General features: G+C 68.5%; 20 protein-coding genes and 1 pseudogene. 9 read left to right on the plus strand and 12 right to left on the minus strand.

Annotated features, from left to right (window positions below; genetic code table 11):
• The first annotated feature begins 212 nt into the window (after positions 1 to 212).
• Complete coding sequence (locus tag E4N62_RS35935) at positions 213 to 3,563, plus strand: S41 family peptidase (protein ID WP_230221264.1); 3,351 nt, start codon at positions 213 to 215, stop codon at positions 3,561 to 3,563.
• A gap of 136 nt (positions 3,564 to 3,699) precedes the next feature.
• Here the strand turns inward: E4N62_RS35935 and E4N62_RS35940 are convergent, their stop codons facing one another.
• Genes E4N62_RS35940 through E4N62_RS35955 form a run of 4 tightly spaced genes read right to left on the minus strand, consistent with a single transcriptional unit; the run spans position 3,700 to position 7,485 of the window.
• Entirely contained in the window at positions 3,700 to 3,999 is a 300-nt protein-coding gene (locus E4N62_RS35940) for a hypothetical protein (RefSeq protein WP_230221266.1), read from the minus strand.
• Positions 3,990 to 4,997 carry an SDR family oxidoreductase gene (locus E4N62_RS35945; RefSeq protein WP_230221268.1) on the minus strand — a complete coding sequence of 336 codons (1,008 nt, stop codon included), beginning with the start codon at positions 4,995 to 4,997 and terminating at the stop codon, positions 3,990 to 3,992. Before E4N62_RS35945 ends, E4N62_RS35940 begins: the two co-directional genes overlap by 10 nt.
• Positions 4,994 to 5,929 (minus strand): alpha/beta fold hydrolase, encoded by a 936-nt coding sequence (locus tag E4N62_RS35950; RefSeq protein ID WP_230221270.1) that lies wholly within the window; start codon positions 5,927 to 5,929, stop codon positions 4,994 to 4,996. Before E4N62_RS35950 ends, E4N62_RS35945 begins: the two co-directional genes overlap by 4 nt.
• The gene (locus E4N62_RS35955) at positions 5,926 to 7,485 is read right to left on the minus strand and encodes an NAD(P)/FAD-dependent oxidoreductase (protein WP_230221272.1); all 1,560 of its coding nucleotides are present in this window, start codon (positions 7,483 to 7,485) and stop codon (positions 5,926 to 5,928) included. The genes E4N62_RS35950 and E4N62_RS35955 overlap by 4 nt, the downstream gene beginning before the upstream one ends.
• 224 nt (positions 7,486 to 7,709) lie before the next feature.
• Between E4N62_RS35955 and E4N62_RS35960 the strand changes: the two genes are divergently transcribed.
• The 3 genes from E4N62_RS35960 (at position 7,710) to E4N62_RS35970 (ending at position 9,908) form a co-directional block, all read left to right on the plus strand.
• Positions 7,710 to 8,336, plus strand: coding sequence for a MerR family transcriptional regulator (locus tag E4N62_RS35960; protein WP_230221702.1), 627 nt, complete (start codon positions 7,710 to 7,712; stop codon positions 8,334 to 8,336).
• A gap of 768 nt (positions 8,337 to 9,104) precedes the next feature.
• On the plus strand, positions 9,105 to 9,398 hold the full coding sequence (locus E4N62_RS35965) for a hypothetical protein (RefSeq protein ID WP_230221274.1): 294 nt from the start codon (positions 9,105 to 9,107) through the stop codon (positions 9,396 to 9,398).
• 252 nt (positions 9,399 to 9,650) lie between these two features.
• Positions 9,651 to 9,908: a hypothetical protein gene (locus tag E4N62_RS35970; RefSeq protein ID WP_230221276.1), complete on the plus strand. Its 258-nt coding sequence runs from the start codon at positions 9,651 to 9,653 to the stop codon at positions 9,906 to 9,908.
• A 477-nt stretch (positions 9,909 to 10,385) separates the two neighbouring features.
• Here E4N62_RS35970 and E4N62_RS35975 read toward each other — a convergent pair whose 3' ends face one another.
• Positions 10,386 to 10,649 (minus strand): integrase core domain-containing protein, encoded by a 264-nt coding sequence (locus E4N62_RS35975; protein WP_230221278.1) that lies wholly within the window; start codon positions 10,647 to 10,649, stop codon positions 10,386 to 10,388.
• Positions 10,650 to 10,722: 73 nt separating this feature from the next.
• Between E4N62_RS35975 and E4N62_RS35980 the strand changes: the two are divergent.
• Positions 10,723 to 10,845 (plus strand): annotated as a pseudogene (locus E4N62_RS35980) (response regulator transcription factor); the annotation flags it as partial.
• 58 nt (positions 10,846 to 10,903) lie between these two features.
• Here the strand turns inward: E4N62_RS35980 and E4N62_RS35985 are convergent.
• The 4 genes from E4N62_RS35985 to E4N62_RS36000 form a co-directional block, all read right to left on the minus strand.
• Positions 10,904 to 11,728 carry a hypothetical protein gene (locus E4N62_RS35985; RefSeq protein WP_230221280.1) on the minus strand — a complete coding sequence of 275 codons (825 nt, stop codon included), beginning with the start codon at positions 11,726 to 11,728 and terminating at the stop codon, positions 10,904 to 10,906.
• Positions 11,728 to 12,267 carry a SigE family RNA polymerase sigma factor gene (locus tag E4N62_RS35990; RefSeq protein ID WP_230221282.1) on the minus strand — a complete coding sequence of 180 codons (540 nt, stop codon included), beginning with the start codon at positions 12,265 to 12,267 and terminating at the stop codon, positions 11,728 to 11,730. The genes E4N62_RS35985 and E4N62_RS35990 overlap by 1 nt, the downstream gene beginning before the upstream one ends.
• Before the next feature lie 197 nt (positions 12,268 to 12,464).
• Positions 12,465 to 13,322, minus strand: a complete 858-nt coding sequence (locus E4N62_RS35995; RefSeq protein WP_230221284.1) for an IS3 family transposase — start codon at positions 13,320 to 13,322, stop codon at positions 12,465 to 12,467.
• 72 nt (positions 13,323 to 13,394) lie between these two features.
• Complete coding sequence (locus tag E4N62_RS36000; protein WP_268270197.1) at positions 13,395 to 13,691, minus strand: transposase; 297 nt, start codon at positions 13,689 to 13,691, stop codon at positions 13,395 to 13,397.
• A gap of 63 nt (positions 13,692 to 13,754) precedes the next feature.
• Here E4N62_RS36000 and E4N62_RS48270 point away from each other — a divergent pair, with 63 nt between their 5' ends.
• Positions 13,755 to 14,246, plus strand: a complete 492-nt coding sequence (locus E4N62_RS48270; RefSeq protein ID WP_268270198.1) for a zinc ribbon domain-containing protein — start codon at positions 13,755 to 13,757, stop codon at positions 14,244 to 14,246.
• A gap of 57 nt (positions 14,247 to 14,303) precedes the next feature.
• Here the strand turns inward: E4N62_RS48270 and E4N62_RS36010 are convergent, their stop codons facing one another.
• Positions 14,304 to 15,158 (minus strand): exodeoxyribonuclease III, encoded by an 855-nt coding sequence (locus E4N62_RS36010; RefSeq protein ID WP_230221291.1) that lies wholly within the window; start codon positions 15,156 to 15,158, stop codon positions 14,304 to 14,306.
• Between the two features lie 22 nt (positions 15,159 to 15,180).
• On the opposite strand from E4N62_RS36010, the gene E4N62_RS36015 reads away from it, so the two are divergent.
• The gene (locus E4N62_RS36015; protein ID WP_230221293.1) at positions 15,181 to 15,663 is read left to right on the plus strand and encodes a GNAT family N-acetyltransferase; all 483 of its coding nucleotides are present in this window, start codon (positions 15,181 to 15,183) and stop codon (positions 15,661 to 15,663) included.
• Between the two features lie 443 nt (positions 15,664 to 16,106).
• Positions 16,107 to 16,496 (plus strand): hypothetical protein, encoded by a 390-nt coding sequence (locus E4N62_RS36020; protein ID WP_230221295.1) that lies wholly within the window; start codon positions 16,107 to 16,109, stop codon positions 16,494 to 16,496.
• A 64-nt stretch (positions 16,497 to 16,560) separates the two neighbouring features.
• On the opposite strand, the gene E4N62_RS36025 is transcribed toward E4N62_RS36020, so the two are convergent.
• Positions 16,561 to 16,887, minus strand: coding sequence for a hypothetical protein (locus tag E4N62_RS36025; RefSeq protein ID WP_230221298.1), 327 nt, complete (start codon positions 16,885 to 16,887; stop codon positions 16,561 to 16,563).
• Between the two features lie 132 nt (positions 16,888 to 17,019).
• Between E4N62_RS36025 and E4N62_RS36030 the strand changes: the two genes are divergently transcribed.
• Complete coding sequence (locus E4N62_RS36030) at positions 17,020 to 17,373, plus strand: hypothetical protein (RefSeq protein ID WP_230221300.1); 354 nt, start codon at positions 17,020 to 17,022, stop codon at positions 17,371 to 17,373.
• Between the two features lie 42 nt (positions 17,374 to 17,415).
• Here E4N62_RS36030 and E4N62_RS36035 read toward each other — a convergent pair whose 3' ends face one another.
• The gene (locus E4N62_RS36035) at positions 17,416 to 18,288 is read right to left on the minus strand and encodes a macro domain-containing protein (protein ID WP_230221302.1); all 873 of its coding nucleotides are present in this window, start codon (positions 18,286 to 18,288) and stop codon (positions 17,416 to 17,418) included.

The following is an 18,288-nucleotide window of genomic DNA, read 5'->3' on the forward strand; positions in this document are numbered from 1 at the left end:
CGGCATCCCACGGATGACCCCGGACGGACACCCCGCCTCACGAACGAAACGGTTTCGTACGCTTAAGACGATACCCCGAAGACCAAAGAAAACGAAACCGTTTCGTTCGCGTGATGGGTCACCCGGTGGGAGTCGGTGGGTCACCCCGTAGCAGTCGCCGGGTCGCCCGGGTTGAAGTTGCCGGTGCCCCCCGGCCGGAAAAGCATGGGTGGGTGAGCGACACCTACGAGCAAGGAACGGGCCGGGACCCCGGCTACCTCCGCCACCCCCACCTCAGCGGCGACCGCCTCTGTTTCGTCGCCGAGGACGACCTGTGGCTGGCCCCGCTGGACGGCTCGGACCGCGCCTGGCGGCTCACCGTCGACCGTACGAAGGTCGCCACACCGCGTTTCTCGCCCGACGGCCGGCACATCGCGTACACGAGCTGGCGGAGCATCCTCCCGGAGATCCATCTGACCCCGGTGGACGGCGGCGCCCCCGCCCGCCGACTCACCCACTGGGGCAGCCCCGACACCGAGGTCCGCGGCTGGACACCCCCGGACCGGGAGGGCCGCTCGGACATCCTGGCGGTCGCCTCCCACGGCGAGCCGTTCTCGCACTTCACCTGGGCCTACAAGGTCGGCATCGACGGCGACCCCGGCCGCAAACTGCCCTGGGGCCCGGTCTCCGACATCCAGTCCGCCGAGATCGACGGCGAGCGCCGCACCCTACTGCTCACCGGCACACCCCCGCACGAACCGGCCTCCTGGAAGCGCTACCGGGGCGGGGCCACGGGCCGCCTCTGGCTGCACGGCGAGCGGCTGCTGGCCGACCTCGACGGGCATCTGCACTCCCCCCTGTTCGTCGGCGGCCGGATCGCCTTCCTCTCCGACCACGAGGGCGTCGGCAACCTCTACTCCTGCGCGTACGACGGCTCCGACCTGCGCCGCCACACCGACCACGACGCCTTCTACGCCCGGCACGCGTCGAGCGACGGCACCCGGGTGGTGTACCAGTGCGCGGGCGAGGTGTGGCTGGTCGACGACCTCGCCGGCGACGCCGTGCCGCGTCGCCTCGACGTACGGCTCGGCGGTGCGCGCACCGGGCGGCGGCCGTACCACGTGCCGGCCGCCCAGCACGTCGACGGCATCTCCGTGGACGACACGGGCCGGGCCAGCGCGGTCGTCGTCCGCGGCAGCCTCTACTGGCTGACCCACCGCGACGGCCCGGCCCGGACCATCGCCGACACCCCGGGCGTCCGCGTCCGGCTGCCGGAGATGCTGGGCTCCGGCGGCCGGGTGGCGTACGTGACGGACGCGGACGGCGAGGACGCGATCGAGATCGCCCACCTGCCCGGGGCCACCGGCGCCCGCGAGTCCCGTCGCCTCGCCTCCGGCGGCCTGGGCCGCGTCCTGGAACTGGTGTCCGACCCGCGCGGCGAACGCCTCGCCGTCGCCTCGCACGACGGCCGTGTGCTCCTGCTGACCGTGCCCGACGAGGCGGCGGCCACCGGGGGCACCGAGGAGTCGGACGGCGAGGTCACCGAACTCATCACCTCCCTCAACGGCCCCGTCCGCGATCTCGCCTTCTCCCCCGACGGCGCCTGGCTGACCTGGTCCCACCCGGGCATCGGCCGCACCCTGCGCCAGATCAAGATGGCCCGGATGAAGGACCGGGTGGTCGTCGACGTCACGAACGGCCGCTTCGAGGACGAGAACCCGGTGTTCACCAGCGACGGCCGCTACCTCGCCTTCCTGTCCTGGCGCGGCTTCGACCCGGTGTACGACGTACACACCGGCGACCTGTCCTTCCCGCTCGGCTGCCGCCCCTACCTGGTCCCGCTCTCCTCCGCCACGCCCTCCCCCTTCGCCCTGAACCCCGACGGGCGGCCGGTCGCCGGGGGCATGGACCCCACCGAGGACGAGAACACCGACGGCACGGTGACCGTGGAGACCGAGGGCCTGGAGAACCGGGTCACGCCGTTCCCGGTCACCGCCTCCAAGTACTCGGCGCTGTACCCGGTCGCGGGCGGCGGCCTGGTGTGGCTGCGCTGGCCGATCTCCGGCGCCCTGGGCGAGACCTTCGCCAACCCGGACGACATGACCGGCCGCCCGACGCTCGAATACTTCAACATCAGCAAGGCGAAGAGGTCCGAACTCGTCGACCACCTGGACTGGTTCGCGGTCAGCGGCGACGGCTCACGGCTCGTCGTCGTGGACGAGGGCGACCTGCGGGCCGTCCCCTCCACCGAGTCCGGCGACGGCGACTCGACCGTCTGGATCGACCTGCGGCGCATCCCGCACGAGGTCGACCCGGGCGCCGAGTGGCGCCAGGCGTACGAGGAGGCCGGTCGGCTGATCCGCGCGTACTTCTGGGACCCGAGGATGAGCGGCATCGACTGGGACGGGGTCCTCGACCAGTACCGCCCGCTGGTCGAACGGGTCGCGTCCCCCGACGAGTTCGCGGACCTGCTGCGCGAGGTGCTGGGCGAACTCGGCACCTCCCACGCCTATGTCTCCCCGGCGCGCCGCAACGAGGGCCCGCCCCACTACCAGCGCCGCCAGGGCTTCCTGGGCGCCAACTTCGTCCGCCGGGACGACGCGTGGACGATCCGCCGCATCCTGCCCGGTGACTCCTCCGACTCCAAGGCCCGCTCGCCCCTGGCCGGCACCGGCATCCGGGAGGGCGCGGCCCTCACCCATGTCGACGGCCGCCCGGTCGACCCGACGACGGGTCCGTACCCCCTGCTGGTGGGCGCGGGCGGCACGACGGTCGAGCTGACCTTCGCACAGCCCCCTTCCGGGGAGGTCCCTTCGGACCTCGCCGACCCGGAGACGGCGGCCGGCCGTTCCCGCCGCGTCGCCGTGGTCCCCCTCCTCAACGAACGGCCCCTGCGCTACCAGGACTGGGTGGCCAAACGCCGTACGGCCGTACGGGAGTTGAGCGGCGGCCACTGCGGCTACCTGCACATCCCGGACATGGGCGGCTCCGGCTGGGCCCAGTTCAACCGCGACCTGCGCATGGAGGTCTCCCGGCCCGCCCTGATCGTCGACGTGCGCGGCAACGCGGGCGGCCACATCAGCGAACTGGTGGTGGAGAAGCTGACCCGCAAGATCCTCGGGTGGGACCTGACGAGGAACGCGCAGCCGGTGTCGTACGCGTCGAGCGCCCCGCGCGGTCCCGTCGTCGCCCTGGCCGACGAGGCGACCGCCTCCGACGGCGACATGATCACCGCCGCGTTCAAACTCCTGGGCCTCGGCCCGGTGGTGGGCCTGCGCACCTGGGGCGGCGTCGTCGGCATGACAGGCCGCCACCAGCTCGGCGACGGCACGGTCATCACGGTCCCGATGAACGCCGCCTGGTTCGACGCGTACGGCTGGACCGTCGAGAACCGGGGCGTCACCCCGGACCTGGAGACCCTGCGCACCCCCCTGGACTGGGCCGAGGGCCGCAACACCCAGCTGGAGGCGGCGGTGAACCTGGCCCTGGACCTCCTGAAGACCCACCCCGCGGCGGACCCTCCGGACTACGGCAACGTCCCGAACAGGGCCCGCCCGCCACTGCCGCCGAGGGCGATCCCGTAAAGGGCACCACGTCCTGACGGAACGCCCTGACGGCCCTCGCCACGCCTGGCCGACGCCCCGGAACGCGCGAACGCGGGGCACCCTCCGCTCAAGGAGAGTGCCCCGCGTCTCACACGGCCGGGGCCGGGTGCGGGAGTTACGCGTCGAAGTCCTGGCGGACGCGGTCTTCCTCGTCCCGCATCAGCCGCTCCGACTCCTCGTCACGGCGCCGCGCGCCGCGCTCCGGCTGCCCGTGCTCGCGCTGGGGCCGGCCGGACTCGCGCTGCGGCTGCCCGTGCTCGCGCTGGGGCCGGTCGTGCTCGCGCTGCGCCTGCTGGGGCTGACGCTCGGACGCGCGCTCACCAGGCCGCTGAGCCCGCTGCCGCTCCTCGGGCGACTGCCCGGCCTTCCGCTTCAGCTGCTCAGCCTTGTCCTGGAACTGGTCCTTCATGCCCATGTGGATTCACTCCCGTTTGTGGGTGAGGGGATCGGGCCTCGACCAGACAAACACGCACGGACATCCCACGCATTTCGATCAGTGACGCTCGGTGACCCAGAGCTATTCCGGCTCCGTGGCCCCGACCCCCGCGTCCGCTCGTCCGCGGCGCCACCGGCCCCCACCAGCCCCTTGGCCACCCCGCGCAGCCGCGGCTCCATCCGTCGCACCTCGCGCGGCGCGAACGTCCCGATGAGCCCAGGGAGATACCCGCGCACACCCTGCATCCCCCGCAGCCACCACTGCCCGTACACATGGCTGGACCGCCGCTCGATCCCGGCGACGAGCCGGTCCACGGCCGGCCCCAGCGGATACGTCTTCCCCGCCGGCCACGGCAGCCGCTCCCGCAACTCCCGCATCGCCTCCTCCGTGTCGGCCCCGCGCACCATGTCCGTGTCGGTCCAGGACAGATACCCGACCCCGACCCCGACTCCGCGGTGCCCGACCTCGGCGCGCAGACAGTGCGCGTACGCCTCGACACCCGACTTGGACGCGCAGTACGCCGTCATCATCGGCGCCGGGGTGATCGCCGCGAGGGAGGCGATCTGCAGCAGATACCCCCGGCTCTCGATCAGCGCCGGCAGGAACGCCCGCCCGGTGACGGCCGATCCGACGAGGTTGACCTCGATGACCCGCCGCCAGGAGTCGGGGTCGGAGTCCACGAACGGCCCGCCCGTGGCGACGCCCGCGTTGGCGACGACGATGTCGACCCGCCCGAACCGCTCCTTCACCTCTGCCGCGACCCGCGTCATGACCTCGTGGTCGGTCACGTCGGCGTGCCAGTACTGGCTCTCGCCGTACAGCCGCTCCGACACCCGCTTCAGCTCGTCCGGTTCGAGGCCGACGAGCGCGACCTTCACCCCCCGCACCGAGAGCTTGCGCGCGAGGAGTTCCCCGACGCCCCGCGCGGCCCCGGTGACGACCGCGACCCGCCCCTCCAGGGTGCTGCCGTTGCTCATGCGCCCGCCTCCTCCAACTCGTCCCGCCCGGCACGTACGTACAGCGCGGCCAGCTCGCGTATGCGCGCGGTGACCGCTTCCGGCGCCTCCACCGGCGCCATGTGTCCGACCCCGGTCAGCTCGCTCACGCCCACGCAGTCGGGCAGCGCTGCGGCCAGCGCCCGCGCGTGCACGGGCGGCGTCATCCGGTCCGCGGTGCCCACGATCACGGCCGTCGGCACCGTCAACGCCCGTACGCCGTGGTCGAGATCGAGCGAGGCGAGGACGTGCGACCAGGCGTGCCGCACCCTGGTCGGGCACGCGTGCACGATCCGCGCGCACGCCTCGACCATCACGGGCGAGGAACCGGGGCCCATCGTCGCGTACTTGAGGATCCGTCGGGCGATCGGTGTGACCGGCCCGAGCGGCGCCCGGGAGCCGAGGACCTTCCGGGTCAGCCAGGTCCGTACCCTCCCCGGCCGCAGCGGCACGACCAGCGACTCGTCGACCAGCTGCGAACTGCCCGTGCTGCACAGCAGGACCGCCGCCGCGTGCTCCTGGAAGCCCGGTCGGCCGGCGGCGGCCATCAGCGTCATCCCGCCCATGGAGTGCCCGGCCAGCACCGCCTTCTCGCCCGGCGCGAGCGTCGCCGCGAGCACCGCCTCCAGATCGTCGGCGAGACCGTCCGCGCTGCACACGGCGGACGCGGGGCTGCGCCCGTGCCCGCGCTGGTCGTAGACGACGACCCTGTGGTCGACGCAGAGGTCCCGGACCTGCGCCGCCCAGTACGCCGTCGAGCAGGTCCAGCCGTGGACGAGCACCACCGTCGGCGCATCCTGCGGACCGTGCAGCTCGACGTGCAGCCGCGCCCCGTCGGCGGACACGGCCGCCAACTCCCGGACGGCGACAGGTGGCGCGTAGGGCCCGTGCTTCACATGGGTCAGTCGGGTCACGCTCCGGCCCCCACCTTCTCCGTGTCCGTCGCCCCGCCGCTGTTCTCCGTACCCGGCGGGGCGGCCCGCACCACCTCGTACTCGCTCAGGTCGACCCGCCGGGTCGCGCCGCGGAACTCGGTGGTCGTACCCGGCCAGACGGTCGTGTTGCGACCGCTCGCGTCGAGGTACCAGCTGGTGCAGCCGCCGGTGTTCCACACCGTGCGCTCCATGCGCTTCTGCACCCGCTCGTTCCAGGCGTCGACGGCGTCCGGCCGGGCGTCGAGGGCGACCCGGCCGCCCAGCACGTCCAACTGCCGTACGAAGTCGGCCATGTAGTTCAGCTGGGACTCGATCATCAGGATCATGCTGGAGTTCCCCAGACCCGTGTTGGGTCCGATGATGGTCATCCAGTTCGGGAACCCGGCCGCGGAGGCCCCGCGCAGCGACCGCATCCCCCCGCCCGCCCAGGACTCGGCGAGCGTGCGCCCGTCTGCGCCCACCACCCGGTCGGCGATGGGCATGTCGGTGACGTGGAACCCGGTGCCGAAGACGATCGCGTCGACCTCGGCGGCGGACCCGTCGGCGGCGACGAGCGTGGAGCCGTCGACCTTGGACAGCCCGGACGCGATGACCTCGACGTTGGGCCGGGTGAGCGCCGGGTAGTAGGTGTTGGACAGCAGGATGCGCTTGCACCCGATGCGGTAGTCGGGGGTGAGCCGGGCCCGCAGCTCCGGATCCCTCACCGTCCGGGCCATGTGCCGCTTCGCCATCCGCTCCACCAGCCCCAGCTGGTTCGGCCGCTTGGTGAAGGCCTGCACCTGCAACTCCCGTACGCCCCACAGCAGTCCGCGCCGGGCCTGCGCGGTGAACGGCAGCTGCTTGTGCAGCCACTTCTCGGCCCCGCTGACGCCGCGGTCGACGCGGGGCAGCACCCAGGGCGGGGTCCGCTGGAAGAGGGTCAGCCGGCCGACCTCGGGCTGGATCGCCGGCACGATCTGGATCGCGGAGGCACCCGTACCGATCATCGCGACCCGCTTGCCGCGCAGGTCGTAGCCGTGGTCCCAGCGGGCGGAGTGGAACACCTTGCCCGGGAAGGACCCGAGCCCCGGCAGTTCCGCCTCGGTCGGCAGCTTCGGATCGGACAGCGGCCCGGTCGCGGAGACGACGAAGTCGGCGCAGAGCGACCCACCGCTGGTCTCGATGTCCCAGCACAGCCGCTCCCCGTCCCAGGCCATCCGCAGCACCTCGGAGTCGAAGCGGATGTGCGGCCGCAGCCCGAAGACGTCCGTCACGTGCTCCAGATAGGCCCGGATGTGCTCCTGCCCGGAAAAGGCGCGCGGCCACTCGAAGTTGGGGGCGAAGGAGAACGAGTAGAGGTGGGAGGGCACGTCGCAGGCGCACCCGGGATAGTCGTTGTCCCGCCAGGTGCCGCCGACCGACCCCGCCCGCTCCAGGACGACGAAGTCGGTGATCCCCTCACGCCGCAGCCGTACGGCCGCCCCGAGCCCGCCGAACCCGGAGCCGATCACCGCCACCCGCACATGCGGCCCGTTCCCGCCCCTGTGCCCGCCCATCCGGTACCTCCACGCCTCATCGCGTGCGCACACCGCGTTCGCACCATGTCCGCGCCAGTAATCACTGGCGCAATGGGGAGCGTAGGGCAGGACCGTACCGATGGGTAGGGGTTGGGCCCTCTGGAGTTACCAGCGGTACGACATAGGCTGCGCGGGTGGCAGAAGCAGCGGCAGGAGACACGGCGGAAGACCCGGCAGCAGACGGTGAGCGGCACGAGTACCGCATGGAACAGCTGGCCGAGGCGGCCGGCATCACCGTACGCACCCTGCGCTTCTACCGGGAGCGCAAACTGATCCCGCCGCCCCGCCGCGAGGGCCGCATCGCCTGGTACGACGACACGCACCTGGCCCGGCTGCGCACGATCGCGGCCCTGCTGGAGCGCGGCCACACCCTCAGCGGCATAGCGGAGCTGGCCGAGGCGTTCGACCAGGGCCGCGACGTGGGCGACCTGCTGGGCCTCGGCGCCCCCACCGAGGAGACCCCGGTCCGCCTCACCCCCGAGGAACTGGCCGACCACTTCGGCGACCAGGCCACCTCGGAGAACCTCGCCGCCGCCCTCGACCTCGGCTACCTCGGCACCGACGGTGGTGAGATCGTCCACATCAGCCGCCGCCTCCTGGACGTCTCGGCCGCGCTGGTCCGCGAGGGCGTCCCCCTCGCCGACGTGCTCAGCGCGGGCCGCCGCGTCCGCGAACACGCCGAGGCCCTGGCCGCCCTCTTCACCGACCTCATCCTGACCCAGCCGGGCCGCACCACCGAAGACCTCGCCCGCCTACGGCCCTTGGCGAAGAGCGTGGCCGAGGCGGAGCTCTCTCTGGCGCTGGACCGGCGACTGCGGGAGCAGCCGTAGGAGGCTGCGGGCCATGAGTTCGTCCACCCCACAAGGCGTCATCTTGTAGGCATATTCACCCCATCAGGGGTATTTTTCCCTAACCGCACAAGGTTACGAGTTCGACATCTGAGAGTGAGAGCGAAAAGGCCCCGGCGACTGTGCGACCAATCCCGGGGTGTGGCCGACACTCCACGGAGCGCCGACATGCCCAAGCCTAGGGCGTGTTTCGGAAGTCCCTTCTGCTCTGCGACGCCCGGCAACTGGTGAAGAGGCAGTATTCCGATGCTGGGCTATTCCCTCATCGTGACTGGGGAGCAACGCGATGTGCCTCCGCACTTGCATCAGGGTCATGAGGTTGACGGGTCGAATTTCGTTGCCGCGCGGCAGTCCAGCGGGTGCCGAAGCACAGGCTGGGCGAGCTGCGAGTGGCAGGGAGCGCTCTGGTCAGAGGTCGGTTGTGGTGGATAGTCTGTAAAGACCACGTCAAGCTCGATGTGGGGTGTGCCGGGAAGTCTGGTCGGCGTTTCAAGGGGGCTGTGTGCCCGTTCGTCGACGTTGTCCGGAGGACTCCACCGTCGTGACTCTTGCTGCCAAACGGTGTACCGGCATGGCCTTGGTAGTCGTGGGAGCACTGCTCTTCCTTGCAGGAGCTGCGCTTACGTGCTGCCCGGTCCCGGCTTCCCTGTCCTTGTACTCGGCCTGGCCGCTCTTACCATCGGCTTCCTCATGCTCACCGCGCTCCGCCGCAGGTGATCACTTTCACCCCCGACAGGAGCCCTGGTTCCCATGCTCTGGCAGTGGATAAGCCTGGCCGCCTTTTCTGTCACTCTGTTGCCCGCTGGAGTCGCTCTCCTCATCGGCCGTATTCCACAGCGGCTGCGTCCTCGTCTGGACCCGATGCGCCCGCGCGGCCTGGCGCTTCTCGCCTTCTACGCCGCTGCGCCGCTCAACGCCATTCCCCGCCTGGCCGACGCCTCGCCCTTGATCACCCAGGCCGCCACGGGCCTGGCAATGGTGGTGACGCTCACGGGATGCATCGTGGTGATCGTCGCCACCCAGCGGACCAGGGCCACCCGATGACCGGCCGTACACGCTTGGTGCGGCAAGCCTGCTCCCTCGCAGCATGGTGGCTGCTGCTGGCCATGGCTCTGTGGCTCCTTGGCCACGCCGTCGGCCAGACCTCTTCCCTCACGGCATGCGCCGCCTCCTCGGCGTTCCTGGTCGGCATCGGGGAGATCGGTGACTGGCTGCGTCGACGCTGGGCAACTCACCGTGGACAGTCAGGGTCCGCTGCCAAGCGAACCCGCTCGAGGCGCATACAGGGGTGAACTTGTGCTCTCTCGTTGGTGGTATGCCCTGATCGGTGCCGCGTGCCTGCTGGGTTTCCTCGTCGCCGCAGCCCTCGGGGGCTGGGCCGATGAGAACAACATCGGCTGGCTGTCTTCCGGCTGCGTCGCCATCGGAGGCACCATGCTGGGCATCGGACTGGTCATGGCCGGGCGGGCCCTTCTGCCCGGCCGGCTACGGCGGGCGATGTTCCGGGTGCCCCCACCCGAGGGACGGCACCGACGACCAGGGCCGCCTCGCTGAGTTGCCTGTACCGGCGTGGCAGCTCCCCTGCCCCGGTCCTCATGCGGCGGTGGAAAGGTTCCTCGCAGTGGGAGTGGCCGGGGCCGAGACTTGCGAGAGCAGAAGGAAGGTGGGGATGTCACGAAACCCGAGGAGCGAGTTCTTTGACGGCCCGGGTGGGATGTGCTTGAGCATCGTGTTCTGTGGGTGGACGGCGGCTAGCAGTGGCAGCGCCCCCTGGGTGAGGATTGCTGCGACGTTGACGATGGTGGCCTGGGTGGTGTTGTTGGCGAGGCATCTTTTGCGGCGTGCCCGTGGCCGTAGGTCTTCTGAGCCGGATCGATCGACATCCTGAGGAACGCAGAGACCGAGGACGGCCCACCGTCTGTCAGGGAGACGGGCCTACATGAATGAGTTCGATGTACGTGCTGGTCGCGACCATGGCGAAGGACACCTGTTGGGCAGTGTGTCAATCCCCTGGTTCCGTAGAGACTTTGGTTATGCGGTCTGATCTTTCTGGCCGTGTCGCTCGCGCGCTTCGGCGATGATTCTTTCGAACTTCTCGGGCGGTAGGCCGCCGGCCGCGCTGTGCCTTCGTCGCGGGTTGTAGAACCCAGTGATCCATGTGGCGATCTTCAGGCGGGCCTCGGTCCGGGTCGCGAATTGTCGGCGGTGGATGTACTCGACCTTGATCAGCGAGTTGAAACTCTCCGCGGCGGCATTGTCCAGCGCGGACCCCACCCGTCCCATGGACTGCACCACGCCCAGGCAGTCACAGAGCTTGTTGTACGCCTCGGACGTGTACTCCGCGCCGCGGTCGCTGTGGAAGATCGTCGCGGCCAAGCTCCACCTCTCGGAGTCCACGGTCCGCAACTACCTCTCCTCCGCGATCGGCAAGACAGGCACCCGCAACCGGATGGAGGCGATGCGGGAGGCGCGGCAGCAGGGGTGGTTGTGACCCTGCTGCCGCGGCGGGGGTTGTGACCCCTGCCGCCGCCCTGCCCGCATCGCTCACCTCACCCCGTGGCCTCCGCCTTCTTGTAGTTCACTCCGTCCGGGCCCAGGCACACGAACCAGTCCTTCGGGGAGCCGTCCACCTCGCGGATCAGGTTCTTGAAGTCGCCGGCCCCCGCAGGGGCCCGTTCCACCCGGGTCTTCGTGCCGTCGTCCCAGGTGCAGGTGACTTCCTGGACGGTCCGGGCGATCTGGCCGATCACCAGGCGATGCGGGGCGTCGACCCGGTCGGTGTCCAACGGCCTCGGGTACGCCTCGAGATCCTTGCCCGCGACCACGTCGTCCTTCTTGAATGCTCTCAGGATCACCGTCGACGGCTTGCCCTCCACGGTCTGGTGCACGAAGTGCCAGCTCTCGCCCACCAGGTCCGAGGCCTTCTCCACATCGACCGGCTTCTCCCCGTACAGGGCCATCTCGGCGAGCTGGGCGCGTGCCTTCGCCGTGGTCTTCGGCGCGGTCCAGACGGCGGCGTCGACCTTCCACTTCCTGCCGTGGTCCGTGCCCCTGGCCAGAGTCGTCACCCGCCGTTCGGGACTCTGCTTCGCCGTCCCCGCCGAGGGCCGCGCGGCCACCTGCCCCGCCCCGTGCCCGCCGCCCGTGCCTCCCGCCAGCGCCAGCGTCGTCCCCGTGGACCCCGCGATCACCGCCGCGGCCGCGGCGGCCACCGCCCAGCGGCGCGTCTTGCGGCGCCTCCCTCCCCGTACCACCGCCTGATAGGGGGCCGCGCCGACCTCGACCTCGTCCGCCGCGTCCGCCAGCAGGAGGGTGATGTCCGTGTGCGCCTCGTCGTACGTCATGTCGTGGTTCGTCTCCCTGTCCGCGCTCATCACTTCCGCCCTCCGTTCGTGAGTGCCTCGGCCAGTCCCGGCAGGGCGCGGAGCTTCGCGATCCCCCTCGCCGTGTTGCTCTTCACCGTGCCGACGCTGCATTCCATGGCCTCCGCCGCCTGCGCCTCGCTCAGGTCCTCCCAGTACCGCAGGACCACCGCCTCCCGCTGGCGCGCGGGCAGTGCGGCGAGCGCCGTCAGCAGCGCGCCGCGGTCGTCCGCCCGCGCGATGCGGTCGTCGGCGTCGGGCAGCTCGTGGGTGAGGCCCGAGTAGTCCTTCGGCGCCAGGAACTCCTTGAGGCGTCTGCGGTGCCTGCGGGCGTGCGCGTTGATCATCACGCGCCGTACGTACGCGTCGGGGTCGTCGGCCGCGCCGACCCTGCGCCAGGCCACATAGGCCCGTTCGAGCGTCGACTGGACCAGGTCCTCCGCGGCATGCTGCTCCCCCGTGAGCAGGAAAGCCGTGCGCAGCAACCGTGGCCAGCGGCCGACGACGAAGCTCTTGAACTCCGCGTCCCGAGCCTCTTTCCGATCCAACATGGGCACCTCCTAGATGGTTGAAGGAGTCCATGAGGATCGGATTGCGTTGCACCGCCGCGCGGAGGATTTTTTTCGAGCCTCGGGCCCGGAGATTGTGCGGCAGGCCCGCGCGGCCGTGGCCTCACGCCTGCCGCACCGGCACCTTCCGCGGCAGCCACAGCAGGCCTGTCAACCCCCTGGTTCCGTAGAGACCTTGGTTATGCAGTCTGATCTATCTGGCCGTGTCGCTCGCGCGCTTCGGCGATGATTCTTTCGAACTCCTCGGGCGGTAGGCCGCCGGCCGCGCTGTGCCTTCGTCGCGGGTTGTAGAACCCAGTGATCCATGTGGCGATCTTCAGGCGGGCCTCGGTCCGGGTCGCGAATTGTCGGCGGTGGATGTACTCGACCTTGATCAGCGAGTTGAAACTCTCCGCGGCGGCATTGTCCAGCGCGGACCCCACCCGTCCCATGGACTGCACCACGCCCAGGCAGTCACAGAGCTTGTTGTACGCCTCGGACGTGTACTCCGCGCCGCGGTCGCTGTGGAAGATCGTCCCATCCAAGCTGCCGCCACGTGTCACGGCCGCCATCTTCAACGACGCCCCGACCAGGGCCGCGTCGTGATGCTCGCCCATCGCGTAGCCGAGACAGCGCCGCGAGAACGCGTCGATGACCGTCGCCAAGTAGATCTTGCCCTCGCCGGTCTCGATCTCGGTCATGTCGCCGTACCACAGCAGATCCGGAGCGACAGCGTCGAACCGACGACGCACCAGGTCAGGGGCGGCTTTCCGCTTGCCCTGCCGGGTCAGTGACTTCCGCCGACGCGGGGGCTTGCGCCCCTGTAGGCCGAGCTCGGCCATGATCTCGGCGACGGCGTTCACCGACACCTGCCAGCCCTCCTCCCACAAATCCAGCGTGATCCTCGGCGACCCGTACGTCTCGCCCGACGCGCGGAAGAAGTACCTGATCCTTTCCTCCAGCTTCACGCGCCTGACCTCACGTTCCGTCGGCTCCGCGGAACGTCGCCGCCATTTGTAGAACCACGCCTCGCTCACCCCGAGCAGGCGACAGGACATCCGATGGGGGCACGTTGTGCTCGGCTCTCTGGCGACCGATGAAGGCGACCAGCGCCTCCGGTTCGTTCTCGGTCACTTCACCCAGAGAGCCATGGCACGCTTGAAGACATCACGCTCCATCTCAACTTCCTTGATCCGCTTGCGGTTCTCCACGCTCTCCCGGCGCAGCCGCACGAGCTCCTCGCGTTCCAGCTCGCCCAGCGTCCCGTCCCCGCTGGCCCTCCGGGCCCGCGCCACCCAGCTGCCCAGGGTGGTCTCCTTGATCCCGAGATCGGCCGCTACCTGCGCGATCGTCTTCCCCGTCTCAGTCACGATCCGCACAGCCCCCTCACGGAACTCGGCATCGTACGACTGTCGCTTCTCCGCCATGACTCTCAACTTCCCCTGCAGTCACAGCCTCAACGCTACGAGGGAAAGGTCACCCCGGCACTGATGGGTCACCGGGTGCACAGGGGCCAGACGGTTCGTGACGCCAGCGGCGCACCCGTGCTGATCGGCCCTCCGGTGCTCACCGAAGAGGAGTTCCAGGCCCTCCAGGATGCCCTCGACGCTCGCTCGAACGGTACTCGCGCCAAACGTCGGGAGACGTCGCTCCTCATCGGGGTCGCACACTGTGCCGGGTGTGGTGGCCGCATGTACTTCGCCACACGGAAGGCCTACGACTACGGCGACTACGTCTGCCGCGCCAGTGCTCGCGGCACGACGTGTCCCGCGCCCGCAGCCATGCGTGCCAGCTGGCTCGACGAGTACGCCGTCAGCCGCTATCGCGAGGCGTTCGCCGTGGACGGCGAGGTGACACGCGAGCGACTCCTGAGCGACGCAGTTCGCGTCACCGTCGCCAAGGGGCGGTCGGGCGGCGGGCCCGAGCGGCTGGCCGGACCTGACACCTCCCGCTTGACCTTCACGGTCAGGACGCGTCCCTGATCCGCCCTGCGTCGCGTGTGGGGGCGTGCCCATGCCGGCCCGCCCTCACGCTCCGTGTCACATGCCGAAGACGACCGTCACTGGAGCATGGTCCGACCACCGCTCGTCATGGCTCGCGGCCCGCTCCACGAACCCCTTCACTGCCTTGCTCGCAAGCCCCGGGGTCGCAACGGCAAGGTCGATCCTCCAACCCGTATCCCGCTCGAAGGCCCGCCCCCGGTACGACCACCACGAGTAAGGCCCCTCGGCATCGGGATGCAGCGCCCGCACGACGTCGACATAGCCCCCATCCGCCTCGTCGAAGACCCGGTCGAGCCAGGCCCGCTCCTCGGGCAGGAACCCGGCGTTCTTCTGGTTCGCCCGCCAGTTCTTGAGGTCGGCGGGCCGGTGGGCGATGTTCCAGTCGCCGCAGACGACGACCTCGCGCCCGTCGGCGGCCGCACGCTCGCGCAGTTCCTTCAGGTAGGCGAGGAACTCGTCCATGAACCGGACCTTCTCGTCCTGCCGGTCGGTCCCGACCTCGCCGGAGGGAAGGTAGAGGCTGGCGACGGTGACACCGGGCAGATCGGCCTCGACGTACCGCCCGCTGCCGTCGAACTCGGCCGATCCGAAGCCGACCCGCACCCTGTCGGGCTCACGACGGCTGTACAGCGACACCCCCGCGCGCCCCTTGGCGGCGGCCGGGGCGTGCACCACGTGCCACCCCTCGGGCTGCCGCACCCCGGCGGGGAGCTGCTCCGGCTCGGCCCGCACCTCCTGGAGGCAGAGCACGTCGGCCGAGGTCCCGGCGAGCCACTCCACGAAGCCCTTCTTCGCGGCGGCCCGCAGCCCGTTCACATTCACAGAGGTCACAGTCAGCACCCGGGCACGATACCCGCACCCTGGACAAGGTCCAGATATGGAGCATCGCATGCATAGATGTACGATGCTTGACATGATTATCCGCCGGGTCCCCTTCGACCACCCCGACGCCGTCAAGCTCAACGACGAGGTCCAGGCCGAGTACAGCGTCCGCTACGGCGACGAGGGCGACGCCACCCCCATGGACCCGGCGCATTTCGTCCCCCCGGCCGGGCTGTACCTGATCGCCTACGACGAGCACGACAGCCCCGTCGCCACGGGCGGCTGGCGCAGCCAGGACACCAATGACGAGGGGTACCAGGACGGGGACGCCGAGATCAAGCGGATGTACGTCACCCCCGGCGCCCGGGGCCTGGGTCTGGCCCGTCGCCTACTGAGCGAACTGGAGGCCGACGCCCGCGCCGGCGGCCGCACCCGCATGGTCCTGGAGACCGGCTCCAAGCAGCCCGAGGCCGTGGCCCTCTACACCTCCAGCGGCTACGAGCCCTGCGCGAAGTTCGGCCACTACCGCTTCCACGAGCTGAGCCTCTGCTTCGCCAAGCCGCTCCACCCCTGACGCCGGGCCCGTAGATCCCGGTGCCCACCGGGATGCCGGGCCCCTATGGTGCGCCCGCCGGCACCGGACCGTCCGTCAACTCCCCCACTCTCGGCTTCGTTCGAGAGGGAGGGACCCTCATCGCGTCGCCCACGACCTGCCACCTGAAGCTGTCGCTCTACCCGACGGCCCCAGGGGACACCGTCTGGTTCGGCTCTTCAGCCCGGCGCAGAACCGCGCCGTCTCGAACCGCCACTTCGACTCCGGCTCCCTGGTCCGTCTCTCGGACCACACATACCTCGGCCTCCACGAGCCCGGCACGGTCCGCCGCCTCTTGGACCCGAACGCCGACGCCTCGTCCTGACAACACGTCAGAGCCCCCAGTGGTTTTCACCACTGGGGGCTCTGATCTGTGCGTGGACCCCACCCGACCCCACTGGAACGTAAAAGCCCAGGTAGGCGCCTTGGAGGCGCTGCTGCGTAAGCTACCAGACCCCTCCAGCCCAACCATGCAACGCAAGCGGCGTGCCACTCCCCGAACTGCCAAGCAGATCAAGGGCGACCAAGCTCAGGAGCTCATCACCGCGTACAGAGCCGGAGCCTCTGTCTACGAGCTGGGACGACGCTTCGGCATCAACCGCCGCACCGTCGGCGACATCTTGAAGCGCCACAGCGTAAAAACTCGTTATCGCAAGCTCACCGCCGAACAAGTCGACACGGCAGCACACCTCTACCAGCAGGGCCTATCGCTGGCGCGAGTCGGCGAACGCTTTGAGGTGACAGCCGACACCATCCGAAACAACCTCCTCAAGCGAGGCGTGAAGATGCGAGACCGGCACGGGCGGGAGCGATAGCTCGATCCGTCAGGAACCAAAGATGGCCGCTCCGTACGGGCGGTCGTCTTGCATGTCCTCGTCGCTACGCCGCTTGGTCGTAGTCGATGTTGAGCTTTCGCGCAGCTCGCTCAATCCAATCCTCATGACGGTCAAGCTGATGAGCTATGACCGTGCGTTCGTCACGTTCCACTTCAAGCATTCCGTGAACTTCGTCGACGCTGGACTGCACTTTGTCAATCTTTTGGTCTACTGCTTCGAAGCGACGGTCAACAACATCGAACCGCTCATTCATGTGCTTCATGAGTGACATAGCAAACTGGTCGAGCTTGTCATCCATTTCTTGTCGAAGATTGTCGCTAATCCGCTCCTCGAACCCCTTCAAGACTTCTTCTAACTCTTTTCTATCCATGCTCCCATTATGCGCTCACAGTGAAACGAAATCAAGGTGAAAGTTCGCGACCAGGATAAGCCATTGACTCATTTCCGCCCGAGGTTTTAAATAAGACTGGATACTCACTAAGAACCAAAGGAGGGTTATTCAATGAGTGAACAGCAACAACCAGAGGGCCAGGGCGAAGAAGCCGAGAAAAAGGTCTTTGCGCCACGGATCAGCCAGGAGTTACGTGCCCAGATAGAGGCATTGAGAGGCATCACAGGACACACGATCAACCAACTTGGCGAAGAGGCACTACGAGACTGGACCGAGAAGATTCTCGGGGATCCAGAAGTCCGCAGCAAAGCCATGGCTGGAATCGAGGAACAACAGCGTCAGCTTCAAGAGCAACGTGCGGCCATCGAGAAAGTACTCGGTACCTCAGCGACAACCGCTCCAAGCGAGACGCCGGCGGACGGTGCCGCCACTCGCGGACGTCGAGGAAAGACTTCAGACAGCTAGACCCCAAGTAGTCTCGCAATGGCTCGGACGGCTCGGCAAGCACTATAGCGTTCGCAGAAAAGCCGCCACTTCAAACATGTTGATGTGGTAGTAGTCCTTGGGGTGGATGACAATGGTGAGCTGCTTGCTAACGACGCTTTGCCGCGAGCGAGCGACAAAAGACAGCAGAATCATCTTAAGCAGACTCTCCCGGTTAAGGCAGGCGACTCGTGCCAGCTCAGACCCAACTATCGGAATGGAGACCTCTTTCCGCTGGCCTCGAACATAAACAGCTTCCCATACGGCGCCAAGGCTCTGCCACAAGAAGTCCACGTTCGAGTTAGCGATGAGGTTGTTTCCCATTTTAGAGTAGGCAACGCAGAAAAAGTGTCGCGCAGGATCACCGAGGACGGCAACGGTGCCAATCGGATAGCGGTCACGCTTGCCGACAGGCTTGGCTGAGATGTCTTCAGTCTCGGTAACGCTCTGCGACGCAAGAGCAGTCGCGAGGTCAGCATCGAGCCGTACTAGATCGTTTCCGTAAAACTTGTCCTGAAACTGACCTTGAACACTCGTCTGACTGATCACCACGCTGTTTGTCGTATCGGTGTCAAAGAGGTCATTGAAACCGATAACTAGATGTGTTTGGTGCTCGAAGAGATCTCCGACTATCACTCGAACCTTGATGTCTGGATTGTCAAAGGATCGAGTCACTACGCGTTGCGGCCACGCGCGGATGATTCCAAATGCTAGCGAAAATCCCAATAGCGAGAGAAGTATCACCCACCGATCACGGCTTGTAAGGTCAATGCTTGCCCAGAGAGCTAGCGTCACTTGCAGAAGAGCAGATGCCAAACCGAAGGCACCCAACGCGTTTCGCGAAAGCAGCGAAATTCCGCGCTGGGTGCCGAACAGTAGTCTAAGGCTATTGCGCAC

Source organism: Streptomyces sp. MNU76, from assembly GCF_020982545.1.
Taxonomy (GTDB): Bacteria; Actinomycetota; Actinomycetes; order Streptomycetales; family Streptomycetaceae; genus Streptomyces.

Excerpts from the sequence above, each read along its gene's own strand:
- E4N62_RS35940 (WP_230221266.1), bottom strand. The coding sequence starts at position 3,999 with ATGGGCATGAAGGACCAGTTCCAGGACAAGGCTGAGCAGCTGAAGCGG.
- E4N62_RS35945 (WP_230221268.1), bottom strand. The coding sequence starts at position 4,997 with ATGAGCAACGGCAGCACCCTGGAGGGGCGGGTCGCGGTCGTCACCGGG.
- E4N62_RS35955 (WP_230221272.1), bottom strand. The coding sequence starts at position 7,485 with ATGGGCGGGCACAGGGGCGGGAACGGGCCGCATGTGCGGGTGGCGGTG.
- E4N62_RS35960 (WP_230221702.1), top strand. The coding sequence starts at position 7,710 with ATGGAACAGCTGGCCGAGGCGGCCGGCATCACCGTACGCACCCTGCGC.
- E4N62_RS35965 (WP_230221274.1), top strand. The coding sequence starts at position 9,105 with ATGCTCTGGCAGTGGATAAGCCTGGCCGCCTTTTCTGTCACTCTGTTG.
- E4N62_RS35985 (WP_230221280.1), bottom strand. The coding sequence starts at position 11,728 with ATGAGCGCGGACAGGGAGACGAACCACGACATGACGTACGACGAGGCG.
- E4N62_RS35990 (WP_230221282.1), bottom strand. The coding sequence starts at position 12,267 with ATGTTGGATCGGAAAGAGGCTCGGGACGCGGAGTTCAAGAGCTTCGTC.
- E4N62_RS35995 (WP_230221284.1), bottom strand. The coding sequence starts at position 13,322 with ATGTCCTGTCGCCTGCTCGGGGTGAGCGAGGCGTGGTTCTACAAATGG.
- E4N62_RS36000 (WP_268270197.1), bottom strand. The coding sequence starts at position 13,691 with ATGGCGGAGAAGCGACAGTCGTACGATGCCGAGTTCCGTGAGGGGGCT.
- E4N62_RS48270 (WP_268270198.1), top strand. The coding sequence starts at position 13,755 with ATGGGTCACCGGGTGCACAGGGGCCAGACGGTTCGTGACGCCAGCGGC.
- E4N62_RS36010 (WP_230221291.1), bottom strand. The coding sequence starts at position 15,158 with ATGCGATGCTCCATATCTGGACCTTGTCCAGGGTGCGGGTATCGTGCC.
- E4N62_RS36015 (WP_230221293.1), top strand. The coding sequence starts at position 15,181 with ATGATTATCCGCCGGGTCCCCTTCGACCACCCCGACGCCGTCAAGCTC.
- E4N62_RS36025 (WP_230221298.1), bottom strand. The coding sequence starts at position 16,887 with ATGGATAGAAAAGAGTTAGAAGAAGTCTTGAAGGGGTTCGAGGAGCGG.
- E4N62_RS36030 (WP_230221300.1), top strand. The coding sequence starts at position 17,020 with ATGAGTGAACAGCAACAACCAGAGGGCCAGGGCGAAGAAGCCGAGAAA.